Origin of the sequence: Flavobacterium sp. ACAM 123 (assembly GCF_000264055.1) — a bacterium.
Lineage (GTDB): Bacteria > Bacteroidota > Bacteroidia > Flavobacteriales > Flavobacteriaceae > Flavobacterium.
Genome location: NZ_AJXL01000008.1, coordinates 29,768 through 53,451, shown reverse-complemented (window position 1 = coordinate 53,451; position 23,684 = coordinate 29,768). Strand labels below are relative to the sequence as shown.

Below are 23,684 nucleotides of genomic sequence, written 5' to 3'. Positions count from 1 at the left end.
TAAATGCTTTTAAAGAATCATTTATAATTAGGAACACAAAACAAGTTAGCCCTGATAGTAATGTAAATCCTTTATATTTTAAAAAAAATATAAAGATTGAAATGGATAGCAGGAAATAGCTCCAAATAAAAACTGAAATAAATTCAGCTTAAAAAAAATGAAAGCAAAAGCATTTGACACCCGATTATTCAAACGAATATTACAATATACTAAACCGTATCAATGGCGTTTTAACGGCGTAATTATTTTTGCCATCTCCTTATCTGTGTTTGCAGCATTACGACCATATTTATTAAAGCAAACCGTCGACGGATATATTCAAACGCAGGATTCCAAGGGCTTGTTGTTTTACATCACCTTGATGGGTGTTGTGCTGTTGTGTGAGGTATTCTCCCAGTTTTACTTTGTTTTTTGGGCAAACTGGTTGGGACAAGACATCGTGAAAGACATTCGAATAAAATTATTCAAACATATTTTAAGTTTCAGAATGAAATATTTTGATTTGGTACCGATAGGTCAACTGGTAACCCGATCTGTATCAGATATTGAATCGATAGCGCGTATTTTCAGTCAAGGATTGTTTATGATCATCAGTGATTTAATGAAAATGGTGGTCGTGTTGTGTTTCATGTTCTACATGAACTGGCAGCTGACTTGGATCGTGATTGTTGCGATGCCTGTTTTAGTATTTATCACTCGTATATTTCAACGCAAGATGCAAGTGGCTTTTGAGGACGTGCGGAACCAAATATCAAACATGAATTCCTTTGTGCAGGAACGCGTTACTGGAATAAAGATTTTACAGTTGTTTAACAGAGAGGATACTGAAGCTGAAAAATTCAAAGAAATCAACGATAAACACAAAAAAGCGTGGATCAAAACAATCCTTTACAACTCCATTTTCTTTCCAATTGCTGATATTATCTCCTCGCTTACCCTTGGTTTTATAATATTTTATGGTGGAATCAAGATCCTGAATGGTGGTAACCTAACCACTTTTGGAGATTTGTTCTCTTATACAATGTTTATAGCGATGTTATTCAATCCATTACGCCAGATTGCTGATAAATTCAATGAAATGCAGTTGGGAATGATTGCCGCTAATCGTGTTTTTGCCATTATCGATACTGAAGACCAGATTCAAGATACTGGCACCGTTGAAGCACCAACTTTCCATGGAAACCTGCATTTCAAAGACGTCCATTTTAGCTACATCCCTGATGAAGAAGTGATAAAAGGAATCGATTTAAATATAAATGCGGGAGAAACAATCGCGATTGTAGGGTCTACAGGTGCTGGAAAATCTACTATTATCAATTTGTTAAACCGTTTTTACGAAATTGACAGCGGTACGATTTGCATCGACAACGAAAATATTGAAAACTACACTTTGGGTTCACTGCGTCAGCAAATTGCCGTAGTACTTCAAGATGTATTCCTGTTTGCGGACACCATTTTCAACAACATTACATTGAACAATCCTGAGATTACAAAAGAACGTGTTTTGGCTGCGGCCAAGGAAATTGGGGTGCATGACTTCATAATGAATTTACCGGATAATTATGACTTTGATGTAAAGGAACGCGGCGTAATGTTGTCTTCCGGACAACGTCAATTGATTGCTTTCTTACGAGCCTATGTGAGCAACCCCAGTATTCTTATTCTGGATGAAGCCACTTCTTCGATTGATTCGTATTCTGAAGAATTAATTCAACGTGCCACCGAAACCATAACTCAAGGAAGAACCTCGATTGTGATTGCCCACAGGCTGGCGACCATAATCAATGCTGATAAAATCGTGGTTATGGACAAGGGATTGATTGTAGAACAAGGAACACATCAGGAATTAATCAATAAAGAAAACGGCTATTATAAGAACCTGTATGATTCACAATTTACAGTAGCTAATTAGTTTAATAACCGCAAAGAGCACAAAGTTCACTTTAATTTGTTTACTATAAGTACCTACAAAAGCCGTCGCAACTGCTTAATTAGTAAAATCTGTATCGTATAATTTTAACCGAAAAAATTCCTTGTTACTTTATCGATTAAGCAAGCTTTTGCTTTAAACAAGGTTTCAATGCAAATACTACGGAAAATGAAATGACTTCAAAGACATTAACCCTTTGTTCCTATGTGTTTAAAAAATCTTACCACATAGAAACATAGATCCACTTTATAGTTGGAGAAACGGTAAGAAAAAAAATTGTCCATAGCATGATCTCTAATTAAAAAGTAGCTTCTTCATTTTACGCAGAAAAAATCTATGTATCTATGTCGTAAAAAAATTATCGCTATTCTTTTTTTTACCTTAAAAGTTACGTGTGTAACGCTAATGTATTGCTCAGATAAAAAAATATTCTAAAACTGATATTACTTATCTGTTCTACTATTTTTTGCGATAACTAAATCACTATTGATCTCTTTTACCAAACTTTACAACCTTCTTTTACCCCACTACCCTTTTTTTTTATAATACTCCCCAAGTATTACTTCTTGAATCTTTAAAACTTTGTTACTTCTAATCTTTCCAAAAACAGAATAAATCCTTAAATTTGCAAAATAAATAAATTTAGAAAAACTTGTAAAAATGAAATACGATATCATTGTTTTAGGAAGTGGACCAGGCGGATATGTTTGTGCTATTAGAGCATCGCAACTAGGCTTTAAAGTAGCTGTAATTGAAAAGGAAAGCTTAGGTGGTGTTTGTTTGAACTGGGGTTGTATCCCAACCAAAGCCTTACTAAAATCAGCGCAGGTTTTTGATTATTTAAAACATGCTTCTGATTATGGATTGACTGTATCCTCATTTGACAAAGATTTTCCTGCCGTAGTACAACGCAGTAGAACGGTTGCTTCAGACATGAGTAAAGGAGTTCAGTTCTTGATGAAAAAAAATAAAATTGACGTGATTATTGGTGTTGGGAAACTAAAACCAGGAAAAAAATTAGATGTTACTGACGAAAATAATAAAGTTACAGAATACAGCGCAGACCACATTATTATAGCTACTGGAGCACGTTCCCGTGAGTTACCAAACTTACCACAAGATGGCGAAAAAGTAATTGGTTACCGAAAAGCAATGACCTTGCCTACTCAACCAAAATCGATGATTATCGTGGGTTCTGGAGCGATAGGAGTTGAATTTGCACATTTTTACAATGCAATGGGTACAAAAGTGACTGTTGTTGAATTCATGCCAAACATTGTTCCTATTGAAGACGAAGATATTTCGAAGCAAATGGAACGCTCTATGAAAAAAGCGGGTGTAACAATCATGACTAGCTCTTCTGTTGAGAAAATTGATACTTCAGGAGAAGGTGTAAAGGCATTTGTAAAAACAGCTAAAGGCGAAGTAATCATCGAAGCGGACATGTTGCTATCTGCTGTTGGGATTAAAACTAATATTGAAAATATCGGACTGGAAGAAGTAGGAATCGCTACTGACAAAGATAAAATTCTAGTGAACGAGTATAATGTAACTAACATTCCTGGGTACTACGCCATCGGTGATGTAACACCGGGACAATCATTGGCTCACGTGGCTTCGGCTGAAGGAATCAACTGTGTAGAGAAAATTGCAGGAATACATGTAGAGCCTATCGATTACGGAAACGTACCAGGCTGTACTTATGCCTCTCCTGAAATTGCTTCTGTAGGTTTAACTGAAAAACAAGCTAAAGAAAAAGGATACGATTTGAAAATTGGTAAATTCCCGTTCTCAGCATCTGGAAAAGCAAAAGCATCTGGAACACCAGACGGTTTTGTAAAAGTAATTTTTGACGCTAAATATGGTGAATGGTTAGGATGTCACATGATAGGTGCAGGAGTAACAGATATGATTGCTGAGGCAATTGTAGCACGTAAACTGGAAACTACAGGACACGAAATCCTAAAATCAATTCACCCCCACCCTACCATGAGTGAGGCCGTGATGGAAGCGGTTGCTGACGCTTACGGCGAAGTAATACACTTGTAGACTGTCATAGTGAGTTCAGATAACTATCGGAACGAAGCAACCTAATCTCGATAATTATAGAAATCCGATTGGTATACGCCAATCGGATTTTTTTGTGTCTTGTTTTTCTGTGGGCGCAACCCCACTTCCACTCCGTTGCACTGGGGTCGGGCTATACGTTACAATCTTTTTTTATTTATTCCGCTATCGCTTTATAAAGTGAAAAAGGATTTTCACTGCTATCCCTTACGCAGTATAAATACTACTAGATGATTTATTTAATTTTAACATTGTATAAGTGTAATTACTAAGTAGGACGAACATATAAGTGATATAAAAATTTATGAAAAAGACAAAACAATACAACCGTTCAAACAAAATCGTATTATTTTAATTTTTTATGTTTAAGTATTTGCTTAAATAATAAAATAACGTACATTTACTTCATGGAAAATAATACTTGCATAAGACAACAAGCAGATATCGAGCAAATAAACCGTTGCAAAGACACCGTTTTACAATTAAATGAATCCTTTGACTATTTAGCGAATGGACTTTCATTGGTTGGAAATAACGTAAGACTTAAAATACTTTACCTACTCTTTGAGGAAAAAAGACTTTGCGTTTGTGATATAAGCGATATTCTTGGAATGAACATTTCTGCTATCTCTCAACACTTGCGAAAAATGAAAGACAGAAATCTATTAGAAACTGATAGAGAAGCTCAAACTATTTTTTACTCACTCACTACTGAATACGAAAAATTACTACATCCGTTTTTTGAAATACTTGATAAAAATAAAATAGTAGACGCGATATGAAAAGTGAAACCAAATTAATAGGTGCAGGTTTGCTCACCGCAATTACAGCTTCATTATGCTGTATTACACCTGTTTTGGCTCTAATCGCAGGAACAAGCGGAATTGTCTCAACATTTTCTTGGATAGAACCTTTTAGACCTTATCTAATTGGGGTGACAATTTTGGTTCTTAGTTTTGCTTGGTATCATAAATTAAAACCTAAAAATGAAATCGACTGCGGATGTGAAACGGACGTGTTACCTGCAGGTGAACCCGGAAAACCAAAATTTATTCAATCAAAAGTATTTTTAGGAATTACAACGGGATTTGCAGTTGTAATGCTGGCACTCCCATATTATTCTGGAATATTCTACCCAAACACAGAAAAGCAAATAATCGCAGTTGATAAATTAGACATTCAAACAACCGAATTTAAAATCAGTGGAATGACTTGTGCGAGTTGTGAAGAACACGTCAACAATAAAGTAAATAAACTCAGCGGAATTGTAACCTCAAAAACATCCTACGAAAATAGAAACGCAATCATTGAATTTGACAGGACCAAAACCAATGAAACGGAAATTGCGAAAGTAATTAACTCGACAGGCTACGAAGTAACTAACAAAAAAGAAAACGAATGGAAATCCAATTAAAATCAGAAATTACTTGTCCAAACTGCGGACATAAAAAAGTAGAGCAAATGCCTACAGAATCCTGTCAATTCTTTTATGAATGTGAGAGCTGTAAAAAAGTATTACGTCCAAACGATGGTGACTGTTGTGTATATTGCAGTTATGGTTCCGTAAAATGCCCTTCGATACAACAGAAAGAAAGCTGTTGCTGAAAAGCCAACGTCACATTTGCTTTCCCCAATACATAAGAGAACATCATCACAAAAAACAAACAAAACAAATTCAGTAGTATAAAAATTGTATTTATTAACTTTGCGATCGATTATGAAAGGAATAACAATCATATTATCGCTGATACTACTTTTTTTGTCAATAAAACCTTGTTCTGACCGTAATAATACGGGAGACCAACACCAAGATGAAATAAGTGTGAACCACAATCATCAAAACGACAGCGATGATTCATGTCCTGTTACTTGTATTTGCGACTGTTGCGGAATGTCTATTACCTCTGAACCCCTTATGTCGTTCAATTTTGAAGTAATTACTGAAATTTCAACAGCCGTTTTTTCTTCTTATCAATCAATCTACCGTTTTGATTTTGATTCTAATATTTGGCAACCGCCACAATTAATTAGCTAGTTAACTGACTATAAAGTCAAAAAAACAATTTAGTTAATCAATTTATATCTTCAATGAAGAAATACATCTTGAGCGCAATGCTCATCATTACAGCGTGCTTTTCATTAAAAGCGCAAACATCAGCCGTGCAAATAAAAGTAATTACAGAAAACGAACCCTTATTGGGTGCAACGGTTTACTTTGAAAAATTAGAAAAAGGGGCAATAACGGATCGTGACGGAAATGCCACTTTTACCGAAATTCCAAATGGAACGCATCTTATCTCAATATCATATTTGGGATATAGAACCCTCAAAACAAGTATTTTAACACCCAGTACTGTAGCTTTAATTTTCAAATTAACAACTGACGACGATCAAGAACTGGACGAGGTGGTGGTACAATCGTCGAGAAGTACAAGAACCGTTAGGAAAATTCCAACAAGAATCGAGTTTATTGGTGGTGAAGAATTGGGCGAAAAAGCAGCTATGAACCCAACCAACATTTCTATGGTACTTCGCGAAAGCACAGGAATACAAATGCAGCAAACGTCTTTAAGTAGCGGAAGTACAAACATTAAGATTCAAGGTCTTGATGGACGATACACACAACTTTTAAGAGACGGATTTCCACTATATGGAGGATTTTCAAGTGGTTTGAGTATTTTGCAAATTCCGCCCTTAGACTTGCAACAGTTTGAGATTATTAAAGGAAGTTCTTCTACACTTTACGGAGGCGGCGCTATTGCAGGTTTGGTAAATATGGTATCAAAAACACCAGGTAATGACCCCGTTTTAGATATTATGCTCACTCAAACACAGGCATTAGGAAGCACCGCAAATGTATTTTATAGCAAAAGGAACGAGAATTATGGTGTTTCTTTATACGGCTCAGGACATTATCAAAAAGCATACGACACAGAAGACGATGACTTTAGCAATTTACCCAAAACGAAATCCATCTCATTTAATCCTAAATTCTATTATTACCCATCAGAAAAAACTACTCTTTGGTTTGGATTGAACGGGACTTACGATGATAGAATCGGTGGCGATATGACAGCGATTAAAAGTGGTAAAAATGGAATTCACCAATATACCGAAGAAAATATTTCGAAAAGATTGAGCAGTCAAGCAGTCTATCAAACGCAACTGGATTCCGTGAGTTCTTTTCATGTCAAAAATAGCATCTCCTTTTTTGACCGAAATCTTACTGTTCCTGATTTTAATTTTGATGGTAAACAAATCAATACCTTCACCGAAATTAATTATCAAAGAGAATCTCAAAAAACGGAATGGATTATTGGCGCAAATGTATACTCCTCAAATTTTGATGAAAATGATACTACTCCACTGCAGCGCGACCAAAAAGATCTTACTTATGGAATGTTTGTCAACAACATTTATGACCTTTCAGACAATTGGATCTTGGAAACAGGATTAAGAGGTGATTACAATACTGATTTTGGCTTTTTTCCACTTCCAAGGTTGTCCTTGCTCTACAAAATTGACGGCGGATTTTCGAGCAGAATTGGTGGTGGTTTAGGATATAAAATTCCTGATATTTTTACCGAAGAGGCTGAATATATTAATTTTAAGGAGGTACTCGCGATAGATAAATCAATACTCAAACCAGAACGTTCTTACGGTGTTAATTTTGATGTAAACTATAAAACAAACTTATTTGACGAAGTAGGTTTTTCCATTAATCAACTATTTTATGTCACCGCAATTAACAATGCTTTACTATTGAATAGCACGAATGACGGCTTCTTTAACTATGAGAATGCAACAGATAAAATTTTGAGCAAAGGAGCCGAAACAAATATCAAGTTCAGCTACAAAGATTTTAGATGGTTTCTAAATTATGCACTAATAGACACTAAATTGAATTATTTAGAAGGAAATCCGCAAAAACCTTTAACCGCAAAGCACAGTGGCGGAAGTGTGTTTATGTATGAATCACAAAAATGGCGCATCGGCTTCGAAACCTTTTATACAGGAAAGCAGTTTTTATCAAATGCAAAAGAGACGACAGGTTTTGTTACTTTAGGTCTATTGGTAATGCGCAATTTTAAGTTCACTAGCGTTTTCGTGAATTTTGAGAACTTTACGGACAGAAGACAAAGTAGATTTTCGCCACTGATTTTGCCTCCTCACGAAAACCCTGTATTTCCTGAACTATACTCCCCTACTGACGGGTTTATATTTAGTTTAGGAATTATTATCAAACCTTTTGGAAATGAGGAACATTAAAAATAAACTAAAATTAGTAGGATAAGAAGGCAGCTCGAAGGACTTTATGATGTATTCTTATCGCTAATAACTACAGCAATCCGATTGGTGCTAGCCAGTCGGATTTTTTTATGACTATTTCTTCGGCGTATCCCCGCTTCCACTAAGTTGCTGCGCGGTCGAGCTATGTGTTACAATCTTTTTTCTTTATTTCGCTATCTCTCCATAAAGTAAAAAAGGATTTTCACTGCTATCCTTTACCCAGCATAAATACAACTAGATGATTTGTACTATTATATTTATATATTAGCTTAATAAATAAGTCTAATTTTTTATCAGACCCATCCACCCTAATTAGGATAGGTAAGTCTGACTTTGTTAGACCCTTTGCAAGTTATGCAGCATGTACGAGCAACACAATAAATAAAATTAAATGCTAATCAAATCAGAATTTCGAAAATTATTTTGGATAAGAATAGGGATAGGATTTTTCCTTTTTCTGATGATTTTCTCTTATTGTATTAATGGATTAATAAATCCAGACCAAACAACAAAACAATCATTAGTTCTTGGCTTTGTAGTTTTGCTCTTTTTTATATATGTATCAATAGATTTACTCAAAGTTTTTTCTCTAAAGATTATGGAAAATGGTATTGAAAAAAAATATTTAATTTTTAGAACAAAACAATATATTCCTTTCGATTCTATTTTGAGTATCGATAAACAAAAAGCAATACTTCGAAGTACGCGAGGCATCAATATTTCTAATGGATATCACATAAGTGTTGTAAAATTCAAAACAGGAAAAAACTTAATTATTTCACCTGATAGTTTTGAAAACTATGAAAATCTTATATTAGCTATAAAAACAAAAATACCAGGTTTGCAACCTGCATAACACACGTAAGACACAGTTGCAAGGTTTTTGTTGAATTGAACTTCTATTTTCCTAAATTCGTTTTGCGGTAGTGGAAAGATCATTTCTAAAATCCGCAACTCCGTGTAGCTCTGGAACATTAACTACCTATACTAAAAAACAAACACAACAATATAATAGTAGCTAAAAAAGTGGCATAGCTTGAGATTTCTAAGAAACGACAAACTTTTAAAAAATCCTTCGCATATGGCAGCGGTTATATTGTGTACTTCTGCAAAACAATAACTTATATCTTTGTAGTGTCTTTTTGCAGACAAGCTTATATACCTTGAGTTTAGTGTCAGCTACAAGAAAAATTCCTTAGTTACATCTACCAATTCTTGAGTATGTGCTGGTAATGCTGTTCCTAAATACGGATGTGACCCTCCAAAAACATGATTAGCTTCTAAAATAACATGACTTTTTGCCTTAGTAAAATGTTTCTTTAATAAATTGAATTCTTCCATTTTCACCGCTTGATCATCGGTTCCTTGAATAATCAAATAGGGAATTTGGAGCTTTTGACCCGCATTAATCAAACTGTACTTTTCTTTATTGGTTTCCAGATCCTCCAAAACTGATATGTTCAAAGGCATCATTTGATTGGTTCTTGCATTTTTAATATACTGAACTCCATCAGCTCTCCACTTGTCAACAAATTTTGAATTCCAACTGCGATGAAAATCAAACGGACTCGCCCAAGTGCATACTTTCTGAATTTTAGTATCGAAGTGCGCGCAATACAGTAATGCCGAAACACCTCCCTTGCTATGACCGATAATGAAAATATTATCAGTGTTTATTACTGGTAATATTTCTGGTAATTCGTTGACTATAAATTGTTCCACGCTCCCAATATCTTCCATTTCCTTTCCTAAAGTATTGGTAGCAAATTTATCGAGAGCCGTAAATTCGGCTGAATCTTCTAGTCCCATTCCGTTATGCGAAAAATTAAACTTTAAGAAAGTAAAACCATTTTCTACATAATAATTGGCAATCATTTGCCAACAACCCCAGTCTTTAAAGCCTTTAAATCCATGGCAAAAGATGATTACCCCTTTTTGTTCGGGAGATTCAGAATAACTCAAATCTATTGTAAATTGCTCTTGTAACGCTCCTTTAAGAATAAATTTTCTATTTAATATCATTTTTTTTACTTTTAGACTTCAATAAATAAGTAGAACAAAGATAAGAAGTTGATATAACTATTGTTTCTAAAAAATTCTAGTATTTCAAAACAATAACATGGAAATAATCAGTAGCTGGCCAGCAAGCATCGAAAATAGGCTGAAGTTCGTAGGAAGTAAAACAAGCACCATTAATTTGAGAAAAGACCCTAAAAATAAGACCCTATAAACAGCCAGACAAAATCGCAGTGATTGAATTCTAAGGCCAAACACACCTCAATTTTTTGACTCCGCAGAAGAAAAATACTTAATAGAATATCTTGATAAAGAAGTAGAAGATTACTTTGTAGTTGAAGAAAATTATGAAATTATAGGAGCAGGTGGAGTCAACTACTTTCCAAAAGAAAAAACGGCTCGAATTTCGTGGGATATCATTAAATCCGATTCACAAGGAAAAGAAATCAGAAGAAAATTTTTGGACGAAAAACTTTGACTTATTCGAGATGAAAATAAAAAATAATAATAACAAAATAGAAGGAGATTTGGTGCTATAATTAACTCTGTAGTAACTTTGACGTTTTCTTCCCAAAAATCCCTTATCTTTAAAAGAAAGAAATTAGTCCATGTATACAGTAACAGCGTAAAGCTACTGAATGTTGGTGCTCCTTTAAAATTAAAATAACAATATCCTTAAATTCGAATAATGAAAATACTATTTATCTCACTCGGAGTAGTGCTCTTAGCCTTTGTTGCGGTACAACTTTATGCTATGAATGAACAAAAATCTATTGAAACCTATCCTTATGTCGTCAATAAAAAATACGACACATTTGAAATCCGCAGCTACGAAGCAAGTTTGTTTACTTCTGTCAAACTCTCGACAAAGGAATTTAAAGAGGCATCCAGCAAAGGGTTCTCTATTTTAGCCGGATACATTTTTGGCGGAAATGAAAAAAACGAAAAAATATCCATGACCTCACCTGTCGCCATGTCTCTCGAAGACTCCATGACGGTTATGTTCTTGGTTCCCAAAAAATTCAACAAAAAAACGCTTCCTAAACCCATCGAATCGCAGATCGAATTTCGTGATGAACCGGCAAAAACTGTCGCAGCAATTACCTTTGGCGGTTGGGCCAATGATACAAAAATAGAAAAGTATAAAGAGAAATTGAAGGCAGCTTTAGATGCTGAGGGAATAAAATATAGCAACCGGTTTTACTTTTTAGGGTATAATCCTCCTTTTGAAGTTTTTAATCGTAAAAACGAAGTTATCGTCGAGTTGCAAAGTGAAACTAGAGACCTAGTTAAAAAATAATAAAGTTGAATTCCATAAAAAACATGAAACACTTCATCGTAACATTTTTAGTACTACTGATCACAATAGGTACAACAAATGGCCAGAACAAGCTGACATTCCAGTTATTTAGGAACGATGGAAAAACTGCAGACTATGATATAATGATTCAAGACCTTATAGTAAGTGATATGGTGTTTTTTGGCGAATATCACAACAATCCAATTTCCCATTGGATGCAATTAGAAATGAGTAAAAGTTTTTTTAAACTTAAAGGGCGTAAATTATTTTTCGGAGCCGAAATGTTTGAATCTGGAAATCAGTTAGTACTCAATGAATATTTGAAAGGTTATTATGCCGATGATAAAATGACTGCCGAAATAACGCAGCTGTGGAGCAATTATCAAACCGATTATAGGCCTTTAGTTGATTTTGCAAAAGAAAATAACTTGCGTTTTATTGCCACGAATATTCCCAGAAGATATGCTTCCATGATTAACAAAATGGGAATAAGCGCTTTAAAAAATTTAAGTCCAGAGGCACTTGCGCTTATTGGTCCAGATCTAGATAAATATTTTGACCCCACCGCGAAAGCTTATGCAGAAATGGCTAATAATATGGGAGGACATGTTCCACAAAATATACTAAACATACAAACTGCCCAAGCTTCTAAAGACGCTACGATGGCTTATTTTTCACTCAAGAATTTTTACCGGGGTGATTTCTTATTTCATTTTGAAGGATCCTACCATTCCAATTATCAACAAGGTATAATTTGGTGGATTAATAAAATTCAGCCTGGTCTAAAAATAAAATCCATTACTACAGTAATGCAATCCGTATGGAATAAAATGACAGATGATGAAAAAACTACAATTGCAAATTATATCATCGTAGTTCCAGATAATTTGACACAAGCAAAAGGCTAGTATTTAATAAAATATCGAGATTTTAGCCCTTAAAATCGCTTGAAGCCTTAAGCATGACTAAAGACCAATAATAGCTGCAAGCAATTGCTAATCTCAGCTATTATTAATCCCGATAAATATATGAATTACCTTACCGTATACTTGTAATGTTCATTGGAAACCAGTGTGACTAATAAGTAACGTAACCGTTTTACCCAATATTCTGAAAAGCTGGAGTCCATCTAGTGCTGCGTTGAAAATCCTGTTTTTGTATTCCCGGCCAAAACAATAAACCGTTTTTATTGGTAACGGATTCATTAAAGCTACAGATAATAGAGGAAATACCTTTAACTGATAATGCAAGAAAACATGATATTTGAAATACTTTACAATTTCAATGCGATAACAATCATTATTTGAAATATTCAGATGATGAATCTGATAAAAATTATATGAAGTTTGAAGAATTAGGACTACTTAAAAAATCAATTATTGTAGTCTTAAAAATTACAAGTAATTCCATACAGTATATTCTGTTGGTAAAAAAAATTGTGGGAGATTGATTTTTGACGTATTTTCAGTTAGAACTGAGGATACTAAAAAATAAGTAAACTAAAATAATCCAGTTATGAATAAAGCTTCGCAAATTCAAATTCTTGAATACAAAAACAGCTTCTTCATCACTAAAAATACTATTACTTTTCCAAAATAAATTTTTATTTAATAAATTCTCAAAGCAGCAAAAAACGAAGTATTTATATCAGTCGCCGAAAATAAAAATCGGAGAATAAAATCGTAATTTAATACTTCATAGAGAAGAAATTTTAATAATTCGCTAAAAATATGAAAAATTCACATTTTTATTTCTTATTATTTTTTATCTTAGTTGAAAGAATGTGGCTACGAAGTTTGCAACTTACTGAAGTCAAGTGAAGTTGAAAATCATTTAAAAGAAAGCTTAGTATTTGATTACCTAATAAAAGAGTACAGAGCAAATATCCCACAATAAATAAAATCATCAAATTAAATAATAATTTAAAATTTATAGTATGGAAGGCCTTATAATGAATTACCCACTCACAACTAATACTATTCTTGAATACGGCAACAGCGTCTATCATCATAAAAAAATAATAACTCATTTACCAGATGGAACACGTCATGAGTATCTCTTTAGTGATATGTACAAACGATGTAAAAAATTAGCGAATGCGCTGACCCAAAAATTAGGAATTACTAATGGGGACATGGTGGGTACTTTTGCATGGAATCATGCACCACATATAGAGTTATACTATGGTATTTCAGGTATGGGAGCCATTTGTCATACTATAAATATCAGACTGGCAAGCGACCAAACGGAATATATAATTAACAATTCTGAAGACAGAGTCATTTTTGTGGATGCTACTTTAGTCCCATTACTTGAAAAAATTGCCCCGCTGCTCGAAACTGTTGAGTGTTATGTATTAATTAACGCCCCTAAAGATTTTAAAACCACTTTGACAAATACAATACACTACGAAGATTTACTCGCAGACCAATCAGAAGATTTTGAATGGCCAACGTTAAACGAAAATGATGCTTGTGGAATGTGTTATACAAGCGGAACAACAGGTTTACCAAAAGGAGTTTTATATTCTCATCGATCCACGTATTTGCATGCCTCTAATATTATATCACCCAATGCTGGTAATTATAGCAGTCTGGATACTATCTTATTAGTTGTACCACAATTTCATGTAATGGCTTGGGGATTTCCGTATTTATGCCTCTTGTCTGGATCAAACATGGTGCTACCCTCTTCTAATTTACAGCCAGACGCTCTTATTAAAATTCTCCAAGAAGAGCAGGTTACTAAAGCAAACGGAGTTCCCACTATTTGGCTGGGCATTTACGATGCTATGAAAAAGAATCCACCAAAAGAAAAACTGGCCCTTGAGGAATATATCGTAGGGGGTTCTGCACTACCTAAAAGTCTTATTGAAGGTTTCGAAAAAGATTTTGGAATCAAGGGGGTTCAAGCCTGGGGAATGACAGAAACATCCCCTTTAGGTACCGTTTCGAGATTACAACCAAAGCATGACCATTTATCAGGTAACGAAAAAATGAATATTCGTGCTAAACAAGGCATCGCTTTTCCAGGTGTAGAGGTAAGGATTATGACAGACGAAGGGACTTTAGCGCCCACAGATGGAAAGACTATGGGAGAATTACAAATAAAAGGAGCATGGATTATCAGTTCCTATTTTAAAACCAACAATCAGGATAGCTTTACGGAAGACGGCTGGTTTAAAACTGGTGATGTCAGCACGATCGATCCAGATGGGTATATGGAAATTAAAGACCGTACAAAAGACCTTATAAAAAGTGGAGGAGAATGGATTTCAAGTGTTGCCTTAGAATCTGCATTAATGGCGCATCCTAAAATTAAAGAAGCTGCAGTAATTGCCATAGCCGACGAAAAATGGATCGAAAAGCCTCTAGCTTCGATAGTATTGGTAAATACCGAAGATACCGTTACAGATTACGAATTGATAGAATTCCTATCAAGAGAATTTGTGAAATATCAGATTCCCCGAGATTATGTTTATATCAAAGAAGTACCCAAAACCAGCGTTGGTAAATTTGACAAAAAAGAAATTAGACGACTTTTTGCTGCAGGAAGACTTACTTAAACCAAATAGTACGGGCTTGGAATAAACAATTCACCCCACTACTTTGAATTAAGCCCTTATCGAGAGCTTTGTAGGTATATATGGCAAAGTGATCTATTTGTAAGTTAGATTTTAAAGGTCTAAAGTAAAAAGTCCTCGTCTTAAACACAGAAATCCGATTGGTATAGGCCAATCGGATTTCTATGTTTAATTTTTGGAGCGTAACCCCGCTTAAACTCCGTTTTAGCGCGGTCAGGCTATGTGCTACAATCTTTTTCTTTATTGACTATCGCTTCATAAAGTAAAAAAGGATTTCCACTTCTATCCTTTACGCAAGACCTAAATTCAGTAAATTATTTTGTGCTATTTATTTATATATTAGCTCGATAAATAAGTATCCTGTTTAATAGATTGACACAAGTTATACCAGAACGATCTGAACTAAGACATAAATTCGTTTGCAATTAAAAGTCATTTTGTCGAACAGCGAAAAAACTAAGAATTATGGTCTGCAACATTTTAAAAAATACAATCTTATTTTCTGCAATCCTTTTATTGAATTGCTCATCTAAACAAGAGTGTCCTGAAGGAATTAATTTACTTCCAATGTACGGCGAAAGACAAAAATGTGATGAGCAAATCAAAAGTGATAACCAATTTCTCGCAGACTGCGATAAAGAATTTAAAAACCGCAAAGTCGCTTCTCAAAAATATATTGAAAAAGCGTGGGGATATTTTTATGATAATGATGCAAACACAGCAATGAAAAGATTTAATCAAGCGTGGTTACTCGACAAAGATAACGCAGAAATTTATTGGGGTTTTGGTAATCTTATGGGATTGAGACACGAAACGAAAAAATCCATTCCACTGTTTGAAAAATCAATAAAGTTAAATCCAAATAATGCAAAAGTATACGAAAGTATGGCCACAAGTTACGGCCAGCTATTTTACGAAACTAAAAGAATAGAATATCTTGACTTAACCATTGAGAATTTAAAAAGTGCAATTAAACTAAAACCAAACGAGGCAAAATATTATGGCTCATTGACAAGTGCGTACTCCTATTTCATAAAAAAAGATAGTCTTAAGAAATATATGAAAATTACTGACAGACTAGATCCTAAGATGATTGAGCCCGAAGTAAGGAAAATTGCATCTCAAAACTAAACTAGACTGTAATCTAATTTGTGAAAAAAATCAGGACTTCAGTGAATTAATTATTTATTTATTTATCCTGCTCATTTTACACTGAAATAGTCGCATATAAAACTCTTGAACTTCGCTAACCAATGAGACAGAAACTAAAATTGTAAGCAAATTAAACCGCGTTAAATAAAAAACTAATAGGTAACACCATTTTAATCACAGGAAGGGCGAGCAGAATTACTCCTTGTGAAATTTAAAGGTTTCTCGAGCAAGGAAATAAATCAATCATTTGTAGCAGACGGGAAAAAGCTTTGCAGGAAGCGGCTAACAATTTTCAATCTGATATTAAAAAAGTCTATGGTTTATCTGTGAAACTGAGAAAATAGCAACCTAAAATTGAAATTCAAAGAAGCACATCAACGACAATATGTATTAAGCAAAACTATTATTCAAAACCGACCGACTATTTCTGAAGATGATTTTATGAAAAGGCGAATGTTGCAATTATAATAAATAGGATAGCTCCACTTCATTTGTGGTCCCTTTTTATAAAACTAAAGTCATTAGGCACAATTAATAATATCACTTCAGGATTAGCATTGTGCAATCTTTAAGGGTAGTCCACTATTGTGCGAAAAAAGCGATTTCCAATCTTGCATACTTTCATTGATACATTTGCCAAAAGAAAAAAACAGTGAAGTAATTAAAATAACAACGCCAGTATTACACACTACCCTTTATGGGAAAGAGATTCACGACAGACAAACAACAGTTTGTGATTTATAAGATTCTGTATTTCATAAAACTACAGATAGCATAGCAGAACGAAAGTTTTGTTTTAGTAGAGCACTTACAAAAGCCAAGCCTGAACTTGTAAACAGAATGTTTCCTAGGATAAACTCCTACACCAAATAAAAAAGAAGAGCACGGATGATCTTAATTGTAACTATTCAATTAAAACATTACTTTATGATTTAATAGGGTGAAATTAAATCAGATAAATCAACATATTAACCATAATAGCTGATAGTTTCTCAGAAATCGTTAATCAATATAAAAAAACTGAATGATTTAACTCCTACTATGTATTTTTTTTGTAAATTAGATCGGTTGTTGTACTAAATCAAGCTTAAAATCAGCGCAATGCAGATAAAATAGTGAATTCTGAGAGTGTAAATTTAGTAAGAGCAGCATGGCACAACGGTGAACGAAACCGATAATTAAGCATCTTTTTTACTATTTGTTTAATTAATCGTTAAAAATAGTGAACAAATAAGATAAATGCTTATCTTTGAATTTCTTAATTTAATTTAAATCTAAAATAGTAAACTATGAAATTAGTAAAAACAATCAGTGCATTGGTATTAGTAGGAGTAATTACAGCTTCTTGTGGACAAAAAAAAGAAGCTGAGTCAACTGAAATGAATGACTCAACAGCAGTAGGAATGGACGCAACGATGGTAGAAGAAACACCAAACATTGTGGGAGTTGCATCTGCAAATGAAGACTTTTCAACGCTTGTTACAGCTGTGAAAGCTGCAGACTTAGTTGAAACGTTGAGTGGAGACGGTCCTTTTACTGTTTTTGCACCAAATAACGCTGCATTCGCAAAACTTCCAGCTGGAACGGTAGAGAGCCTATTGGAACCAGAAAATTTAGACAAACTGAAATCAGTTTTAACGTATCACGTTGTAGCAGGAAAATTTGACGCAGCAACAGTTATCGATGCAATAAATAACAATAATGGAAAATACAGTGTTGCAACTGTTCAAGGAGGAACAATTGTTCTAAGTTTGAATGACGGAAAAGTGATGTTGACAGACGCTAATGGCGGAACTGCAACAGTAATTCTTGCTGATGTAGCTGCTTCAAATGGAGTTATTCATGCAATTGATACAGTAGTTATGCCTAAATAAGGTTTTAACTTCTCATATTAAAAACCGTCACAAATTTGTGGCGGTTTTTTTATTGTAAGCTAAGGAATAATAGTGTTTCCATTTTTGACAATAAGATGTGCTTTTTCATTTAAAGAGTATTAGAGTAAGATAAAGTTAGCTCTCTCACCTTATAATTAATTTAAAAAGATGTACTTTTGAAATCTCAGAATTTACTATTATTTTTTTGCATCTTTAAAACATAAGTTATTCTACCAGAAGAATAGTCTGACTATGCAATCGCATAAAAACATATTAATAAAGTGGAGTCCAGAACCCACTAAAAAAAACGGGGCGTCTTCCTAGAAGCCATACATGTAGGACTAAAATAATTAATACAAAATGTTTTATAAATTTAACTTAACCGATGCGTTGCTATTTGTAGCAGCCTTTGCTTCATTAGTTTACTCTGAAATTTTATTTTTTGATGGTCATGAAAATCAAGCTATTTTTATAGGGCTTTGGGTACCATCAATACTTTGCTTTGGGATATACTTACATCTAATAAAAAGGGACAAAAATGACTGATTTTATACCCTATTTCGCAGGAATAATCACTATCGTGTTTGGTGTTGCATTTGCTTATGCTTTAACAAATACTGGTAAAAAAGATGCAGAACTGCAGAAGAAAATTAAAGACAGTAAGAAATAATCACTGTCAATACAGTGGTTCGTCTTGACAAAGAGCGAAGTACATATTTTAAAGCATATTGTTAATTGTAAATTTCAATCTAATGTGGCATCGCAACAATAACGGCGCTACGTCAAAACTTCCGAAGTTATAAATAATTAGCTTGAATTGCCTAATCATTTTACTCCTGTCAATATCTCAGTTATTTCACTTTTTTACCAAAAATCAGCTCCACAGAGTCTCTATTTTGATTGTCATTATTTGCGACCTACTAAAGAGACTCTTTGATTTCTCGGTGCAAACAACAGCGACCGGCAATTACATTGATACGTATTAAACTTTTTACGAAGTACATGCTATCAACGTTTTTAAGCATGGCTTTTTGTGCTACATTTAACACCTCAAGATCAAGACTTAGATCTTAGTTAAGCATCAAACCTTCGAATCAAATAGCGCACCAAAGTCTTTAAATTATGTTGTGAAAATTAAATTATTCTTCACATCCTAAAGCACAACATTCACCGCTCAAAACTGTAGCTTATTGAAGTTTCATAAAACGCTTCCAACTCCAAACAAAAAAATCGATTTTGCTTTTTACAGCGTAATCAGATCTCTTAAAACTTATTATATAAATAAACAGGATCAATTTTATTTATAATACCAAATAAAGAGTTGACTAAAGTCAATTCTAAAATAAGTATTCATCAATGCAAATAGGTTAAAGAGGTCCTATGAACTAACTAAATTAGTTTTTTTTTATTATCACCACAACATAAAGCAAAAAAAGAAGCTGTCCATTTCGGACAGCTTCTTTTCATATAGTATTATTTTTTGATCTACTAGACTAAGTCAAAACGATCTAAGTTCATCACTTTATCCCAAGCAGACACAAAGTCTTTCACGAACTTCTCTGATGAATCAGCACATGCATAAACTTCAGCAATAGCGCGTAGCTCTGAGTTAGAACCAAATATGAGGTCTGTACGTGTACCAATCCCTTTCACTTCACCAGTCGTACGATCGCTACCTTCAAATACATCTTCAGCCTCAGAAACTGCCTTCCATGTTGTCTCCATATCTAGTAGATTAAGGAAGAAATCATTAGTTAATACCTCTTTACGTTCCGTAAATACGCCATGTTTAGACTGATCAAAGTTGGTGTTCAATACACGCATTCCACCAAGTAAAACGGTCATTTGAGGTACAGTTAACGTCATCAATTGCGCCTTATCAATCAGCATTTCCTCTGAAGATATGGTATATTGGGCTTTCAAATAATTACGAAAGCCATCTGCTTCAGGCTCTAACACATCAAATGACTCTGCATCCGTTTGTTCTTGCGATGCATCAGCTCGTCCTGCTATAAAAGGAACAATAACCGAGTGACCCGCGCTTTTTGCTGCCTTTTCGATAGCTGCGCAACCACCTAAAACAATTAGATCAGCGATCGAAACCTCCTTGTCATCGGACTGAGCCTTATTGAATTCTACTTGAATATGCTCAAGCGTCTCTAAAACTTTCGCTAATTGAGTTGGATTGTTAACCTCCCAATCCTTTTGAGGTGCAAGTCGTATACGAGCTCCATTGGCGCCTCCTCGTTTGTCAGACCCACGGAAAGTTGATGCAGAAGCCCAAGCAGTAGATACTAATTGCGACACAGATAGTCCTGAATCAAGTATCTTTATTTTTAGCGCTGCTATGTCCGTATTATCTATTATTTTGTGTGCTACAGCCGGAATCGGGTCTTGCCAGATTAGTTCCTCTTTAGGAACGTCTTTACCTAGATAACGAACTATTGGTCCCATATCACGGTGCATTAGTTTAAACCAAGCGCGAGCAAATACATCTGCTAAAACATCAGGATTTTCATAAAAGTGTCTTGAAATTGGTTCATAGATAGGATCCACTCTTAAGGCTAAATCACTCGTAAGCATAAACGGTGCGTGCCTTTTAGATGGATTGTGAGCATCTGGTACTGTACCAGCTCCTGCCCCATTCTTAGGTTTCCACTGATGTGCACCCCCAGGACTCTTAGTTAATTCCCATTCAAATTCGAAAAGATTCTCAAAATAGTTGTTACTCCACTTTGTAGGCGTAGCACTCCAAGCTCCTTCTAATCCACTTGAAATAGTATCTTCTCCTTTCCCAGTACGAAAACTATTTTTCCAACCAAGGCCTTGTTCCTCGATGCCAGCACCTGCTGGTTCAGGGCCTACATATTTCTCTGGATCGGCAGCACCATGTACTTTACCAAAAGTATGGCCACCAGCTATAAGCGCTACTGTTTCTTCATCATTCATTGCCATACGTGCAAACGTTTCTCGAATATCACGTGCTGATAAAAGTGGGTCAGGATTTCCATTAGGTCCTTCTGGATTCACGTAAATAAGTCCCATTTGAACTGCTGCTAACGGATTTTCTAATTCACGCTCCGCGGTATACCGGTTGTCGTCTAACCATTTTACTTCAGAGCCCCAATAAATATCTTCCTCAGATTGCCAAATATCCTCACGGCCCCCACCGAAACCAAAAGTCTTTAATCCCATGGAATCAAGAGCACAGTTACCGGTTAAAACTATAAGGTCAGCCCAAGAAAGTTTCCTACCATATTTCTGTTTAATAGGCCATAGCAACAAACGCGCTTTATCTAAGTTTGCATTGTCAGGCCAACTGTTTAGCGGTGCAAATCGCTGAGAACCGGCACCACTACCTCCGCGGCCGTCTGCTGTTCTATATGTACCAGCACTGTGCCAAGCCATTCTAATAAAGAACGGTCCATAATGACCATAATCGGCTGGCCACCAATCTTGGGAATCCGTCATTAAATCGAAAATATCTTTCTTAACAGCATCTAAATCCAGACTTTTGAATTCTTCAGCGTAGTTAAAATTATCTCCCATCGGGTTGGATATATCTGCGTGTTGACGAAGTATATTCAATTGTAACTGATTTGGCCACCAATCCTTATTACTTTTAGCACCTCCAGCACTTTGCTTTGCTTCGGTTCCATCACCTTTCTGCGGTGCGCTTCCAGAAAAAGGACACTTGCTTTCGTTGTTCATCTTATAAGATGATCCACTTGATTGCTTATTTTTTTCCATATTTAAAAAATTTAAATTTATTCGTTCGTCAAAAATACAATAAGTATTTCGATAATTTTTATCTATAGATTTTATATAATGATAGGTAAATACTATAGTCATGATTTAAAAACACCTTTTATAAATATACAAAATTATAAACACTCAACAATGGCTAATAAAAGATCCTTATGGCATCTAGCTAATTGAAATCATCTAAAAGTGAGGTTTTTACGGACGCGATGACTGACTGAAGCGTATGGCGAACTAATCCAATTAATGAAGACGAGCTATGGTGCGTATTTATTATTAATCGGTAGAAAACTAAGAGACTAATTAATATAATTAAACAGCAACTGCTATGATTTCAATACATTAGAGGGATAACCAACTGTGTATAACAAAATCACTTTCAAAATAACTGTTGTCGAGGCTCGCCGCTCTGTCAAATAGCGAGAGGTAATTCTGTTTTTAAGATAAAATATCGTGTTTACTATCTAGCGAAGGCACCTTATTAAAATCCTTAAATTACTGGTACTAAATCAATAGAAAAAAAAACCAAACCTCTCTAAAGTAGTTCCAGCACCCAATACCAGAAAACCAACTAATAACAGGCCGTAACTATATTGACTTAAAATCTTAACATGCGTATAGTCACCAATAATTCCGAGAATGCCACAGCCCAAGCCAATGATCCAAGCAATTCTCTTAGGTTAAGAAGAGTTTTTCATAAGTATTTATTTTAGTGCTTATTTAATAGAAAATACATTAATTAAGAAATAATTCCTAATTTCTTGCTTTATGAAGAACTCCGATTCGCATATTTGAAGCAAATAAGAGAGGTGAAACCAAAAATATACCTCTATCAATCACCCTGGGTTACATAATTTTTGATGTTAATTACATAAATCACAGATGTACTATATTACCCAAATACTATTTAAAAAAAAGAGTATTCATTTCCTTATTGATTTAAGAGATTGAAATAAATATTTTAAAACATCAAGAAAGTAAAACCTAAATTAACTTCTTGTAAAGACGCTATAAAACATAGCGTTGTATAAATAAAGGAGAATAAATAATTGCCCTCGAAAAAGATTTAATTTTGAAGCACCACATTCTAACTATAACCAATATCTTGCGTTTATAACTTGAAATAAATATCACAACAATAAAAGCGCGCAATAAAAATATGATCATAGTATCCGATACAATTACCTTAAAAGCAATTGAACTTACTGACCAGGAAAAATTATTCGACCTAATGCAAAGAATATATCTTCCAGAATACCGCCACCTCTGGCTTGATAGTGGTAGCTGGTATATGGAAAAAATATATTCCTATACTAACCTTGCAAGAGACCTCGACAATCCAAATTCTTATTATTATTTTGTTCACTATCAATCTGAAACGATTGGGATATTAAAACTAATCGAAAATATTCCTTTGGCAGAATTTAAAGATAGAAAGTCCGCTAAATTAGATCGAATTTATCTCGACCCCGCTTTTCATAGCAGAGGCATCGGAAAAACCCTTATCCATTGGACAGAAAAAAGATTGGTAGTTAGTGGCCATTCCATTTTATGGTTAGAAGCAATAGATACTCAAGAAAAAGCAGTGGTATTTTATGAAAAAATGGACTTCCAAATTTGTGGTACATTCAAATTGGAATTTGACTTAATACATGACAATTTAAGAGGAATGTATGTCATGTATAAATTTATTTAAGGTAAAATAACTAA

At 34.4% G+C, this 23,684-nt stretch carries 17 protein-coding genes; 15 read left to right on the top strand and 2 right to left on the bottom strand.

Annotated features, from left to right (window positions below; all coding sequences use genetic code 11):
• The first annotated feature begins 157 nt into the window (after positions 1–157).
• The 8 genes from A3SG_RS0102535 to A3SG_RS0102500 all read left to right on the top strand — a co-directional run bounded on the left by A3SG_RS0102535 (position 158) and on the right by A3SG_RS0102500 (position 9,143).
• Positions 158–1,912, top strand: coding sequence for an ABC transporter ATP-binding protein (locus tag A3SG_RS0102535; protein ID WP_016988436.1), 1,755 nt, complete (start codon positions 158–160; stop codon positions 1,910–1,912).
• Between the two features lie 678 nt (positions 1,913–2,590).
• Positions 2,591–3,979: a dihydrolipoyl dehydrogenase gene (lpdA, locus tag A3SG_RS0102525; protein WP_016988434.1), complete on the top strand. Its 1,389-nt coding sequence runs from the start codon at positions 2,591–2,593 to the stop codon at positions 3,977–3,979.
• Positions 3,980–4,404: 425 nt separating this feature from the next.
• On the top strand, positions 4,405–4,779 hold the full coding sequence (locus tag A3SG_RS0102520) for an ArsR/SmtB family transcription factor (protein WP_016988433.1): 375 nt from the start codon (positions 4,405–4,407) through the stop codon (positions 4,777–4,779).
• A complete protein-coding gene (gene merTP / locus A3SG_RS0102515) occupies positions 4,776–5,411 on the top strand; it encodes a mercuric transport protein MerTP (protein WP_016988432.1) in 636 nt (211 codons plus the stop codon). The genes A3SG_RS0102520 and merTP overlap by 4 nt, the downstream gene beginning before the upstream one ends.
• The gene (locus tag A3SG_RS22155; RefSeq protein WP_083832393.1) at positions 5,396–5,602 is read left to right on the top strand and encodes a GDCCVxC domain-containing (seleno)protein; all 207 of its coding nucleotides are present in this window, start codon (positions 5,396–5,398) and stop codon (positions 5,600–5,602) included. The genes merTP and A3SG_RS22155 overlap by 16 nt, the downstream gene beginning before the upstream one ends.
• A 112-nt stretch (positions 5,603–5,714) precedes the next feature.
• The gene (locus tag A3SG_RS0102510; protein WP_016988431.1) at positions 5,715–6,032 is read left to right on the top strand and encodes a DUF6660 family protein; all 318 of its coding nucleotides are present in this window, start codon (positions 5,715–5,717) and stop codon (positions 6,030–6,032) included.
• 53 nt (positions 6,033–6,085) lie between these two features.
• Positions 6,086–8,266, top strand: coding sequence for a TonB-dependent receptor (locus A3SG_RS0102505; protein WP_029596572.1), 2,181 nt, complete (start codon positions 6,086–6,088; stop codon positions 8,264–8,266).
• A 412-nt stretch (positions 8,267–8,678) separates the two neighbouring features.
• Positions 8,679–9,143, top strand: coding sequence for a hypothetical protein (locus tag A3SG_RS0102500; protein ID WP_016988429.1), 465 nt, complete (start codon positions 8,679–8,681; stop codon positions 9,141–9,143).
• A 323-nt stretch (positions 9,144–9,466) separates the two neighbouring features.
• Here A3SG_RS0102500 and A3SG_RS0102495 read toward each other — a convergent pair whose 3' ends face one another.
• Positions 9,467–10,309, bottom strand: coding sequence for an alpha/beta hydrolase family protein (locus tag A3SG_RS0102495; protein ID WP_016988428.1), 843 nt, complete (start codon positions 10,307–10,309; stop codon positions 9,467–9,469).
• Between the two features lie 682 nt (positions 10,310–10,991).
• Here A3SG_RS0102495 and A3SG_RS0102485 point away from each other — a divergent pair.
• The 6 genes from A3SG_RS0102485 (at position 10,992) to A3SG_RS22695 (ending at position 18,882) form a co-directional block, all read left to right on the top strand.
• Positions 10,992–11,603 carry an SOUL family heme-binding protein gene (locus A3SG_RS0102485; RefSeq protein WP_016988426.1) on the top strand — a complete coding sequence of 204 codons (612 nt, stop codon included), beginning with the start codon at positions 10,992–10,994 and terminating at the stop codon, positions 11,601–11,603.
• A 23-nt stretch (positions 11,604–11,626) separates the two neighbouring features.
• On the top strand, positions 11,627–12,511 hold the full coding sequence (locus tag A3SG_RS0102480; RefSeq protein WP_016988425.1) for a ChaN family lipoprotein: 885 nt from the start codon (positions 11,627–11,629) through the stop codon (positions 12,509–12,511).
• A 1,028-nt stretch (positions 12,512–13,539) separates the two neighbouring features.
• Complete coding sequence (locus A3SG_RS0102470; RefSeq protein WP_029596570.1) at positions 13,540–15,168, top strand: long-chain fatty acid--CoA ligase; 1,629 nt, start codon at positions 13,540–13,542, stop codon at positions 15,166–15,168.
• A gap of 483 nt (positions 15,169–15,651) precedes the next feature.
• Complete coding sequence (locus tag A3SG_RS0102465; protein WP_016988422.1) at positions 15,652–16,317, top strand: tetratricopeptide repeat protein; 666 nt, start codon at positions 15,652–15,654, stop codon at positions 16,315–16,317.
• Positions 16,318–17,627: 1,310 nt separating this feature from the next.
• Positions 17,628–18,212, top strand: a complete 585-nt coding sequence (locus tag A3SG_RS0102460; RefSeq protein ID WP_016988421.1) for a fasciclin domain-containing protein — start codon at positions 17,628–17,630, stop codon at positions 18,210–18,212.
• 538 nt (positions 18,213–18,750) lie between these two features.
• The gene (locus A3SG_RS22695) at positions 18,751–18,882 is read left to right on the top strand and encodes a hypothetical protein (RefSeq protein ID WP_016988419.1); all 132 of its coding nucleotides are present in this window, start codon (positions 18,751–18,753) and stop codon (positions 18,880–18,882) included.
• Positions 18,883–19,700: 818 nt separating this feature from the next.
• On the opposite strand, the gene katG is transcribed toward A3SG_RS22695, so the two are convergent.
• Positions 19,701–21,962 carry a catalase/peroxidase HPI gene (katG, locus tag A3SG_RS0102450; protein WP_029596569.1) on the bottom strand — a complete coding sequence of 754 codons (2,262 nt, stop codon included), beginning with the start codon at positions 21,960–21,962 and terminating at the stop codon, positions 19,701–19,703.
• A gap of 1,171 nt (positions 21,963–23,133) precedes the next feature.
• Between katG and A3SG_RS0102445 the strand changes: the two genes are divergently transcribed.
• A complete protein-coding gene (locus A3SG_RS0102445) occupies positions 23,134–23,670 on the top strand; it encodes a GNAT family N-acetyltransferase (RefSeq protein WP_016988417.1) in 537 nt (178 codons plus the stop codon).
• Positions 23,671–23,684 lie beyond the last annotated feature (14 nt).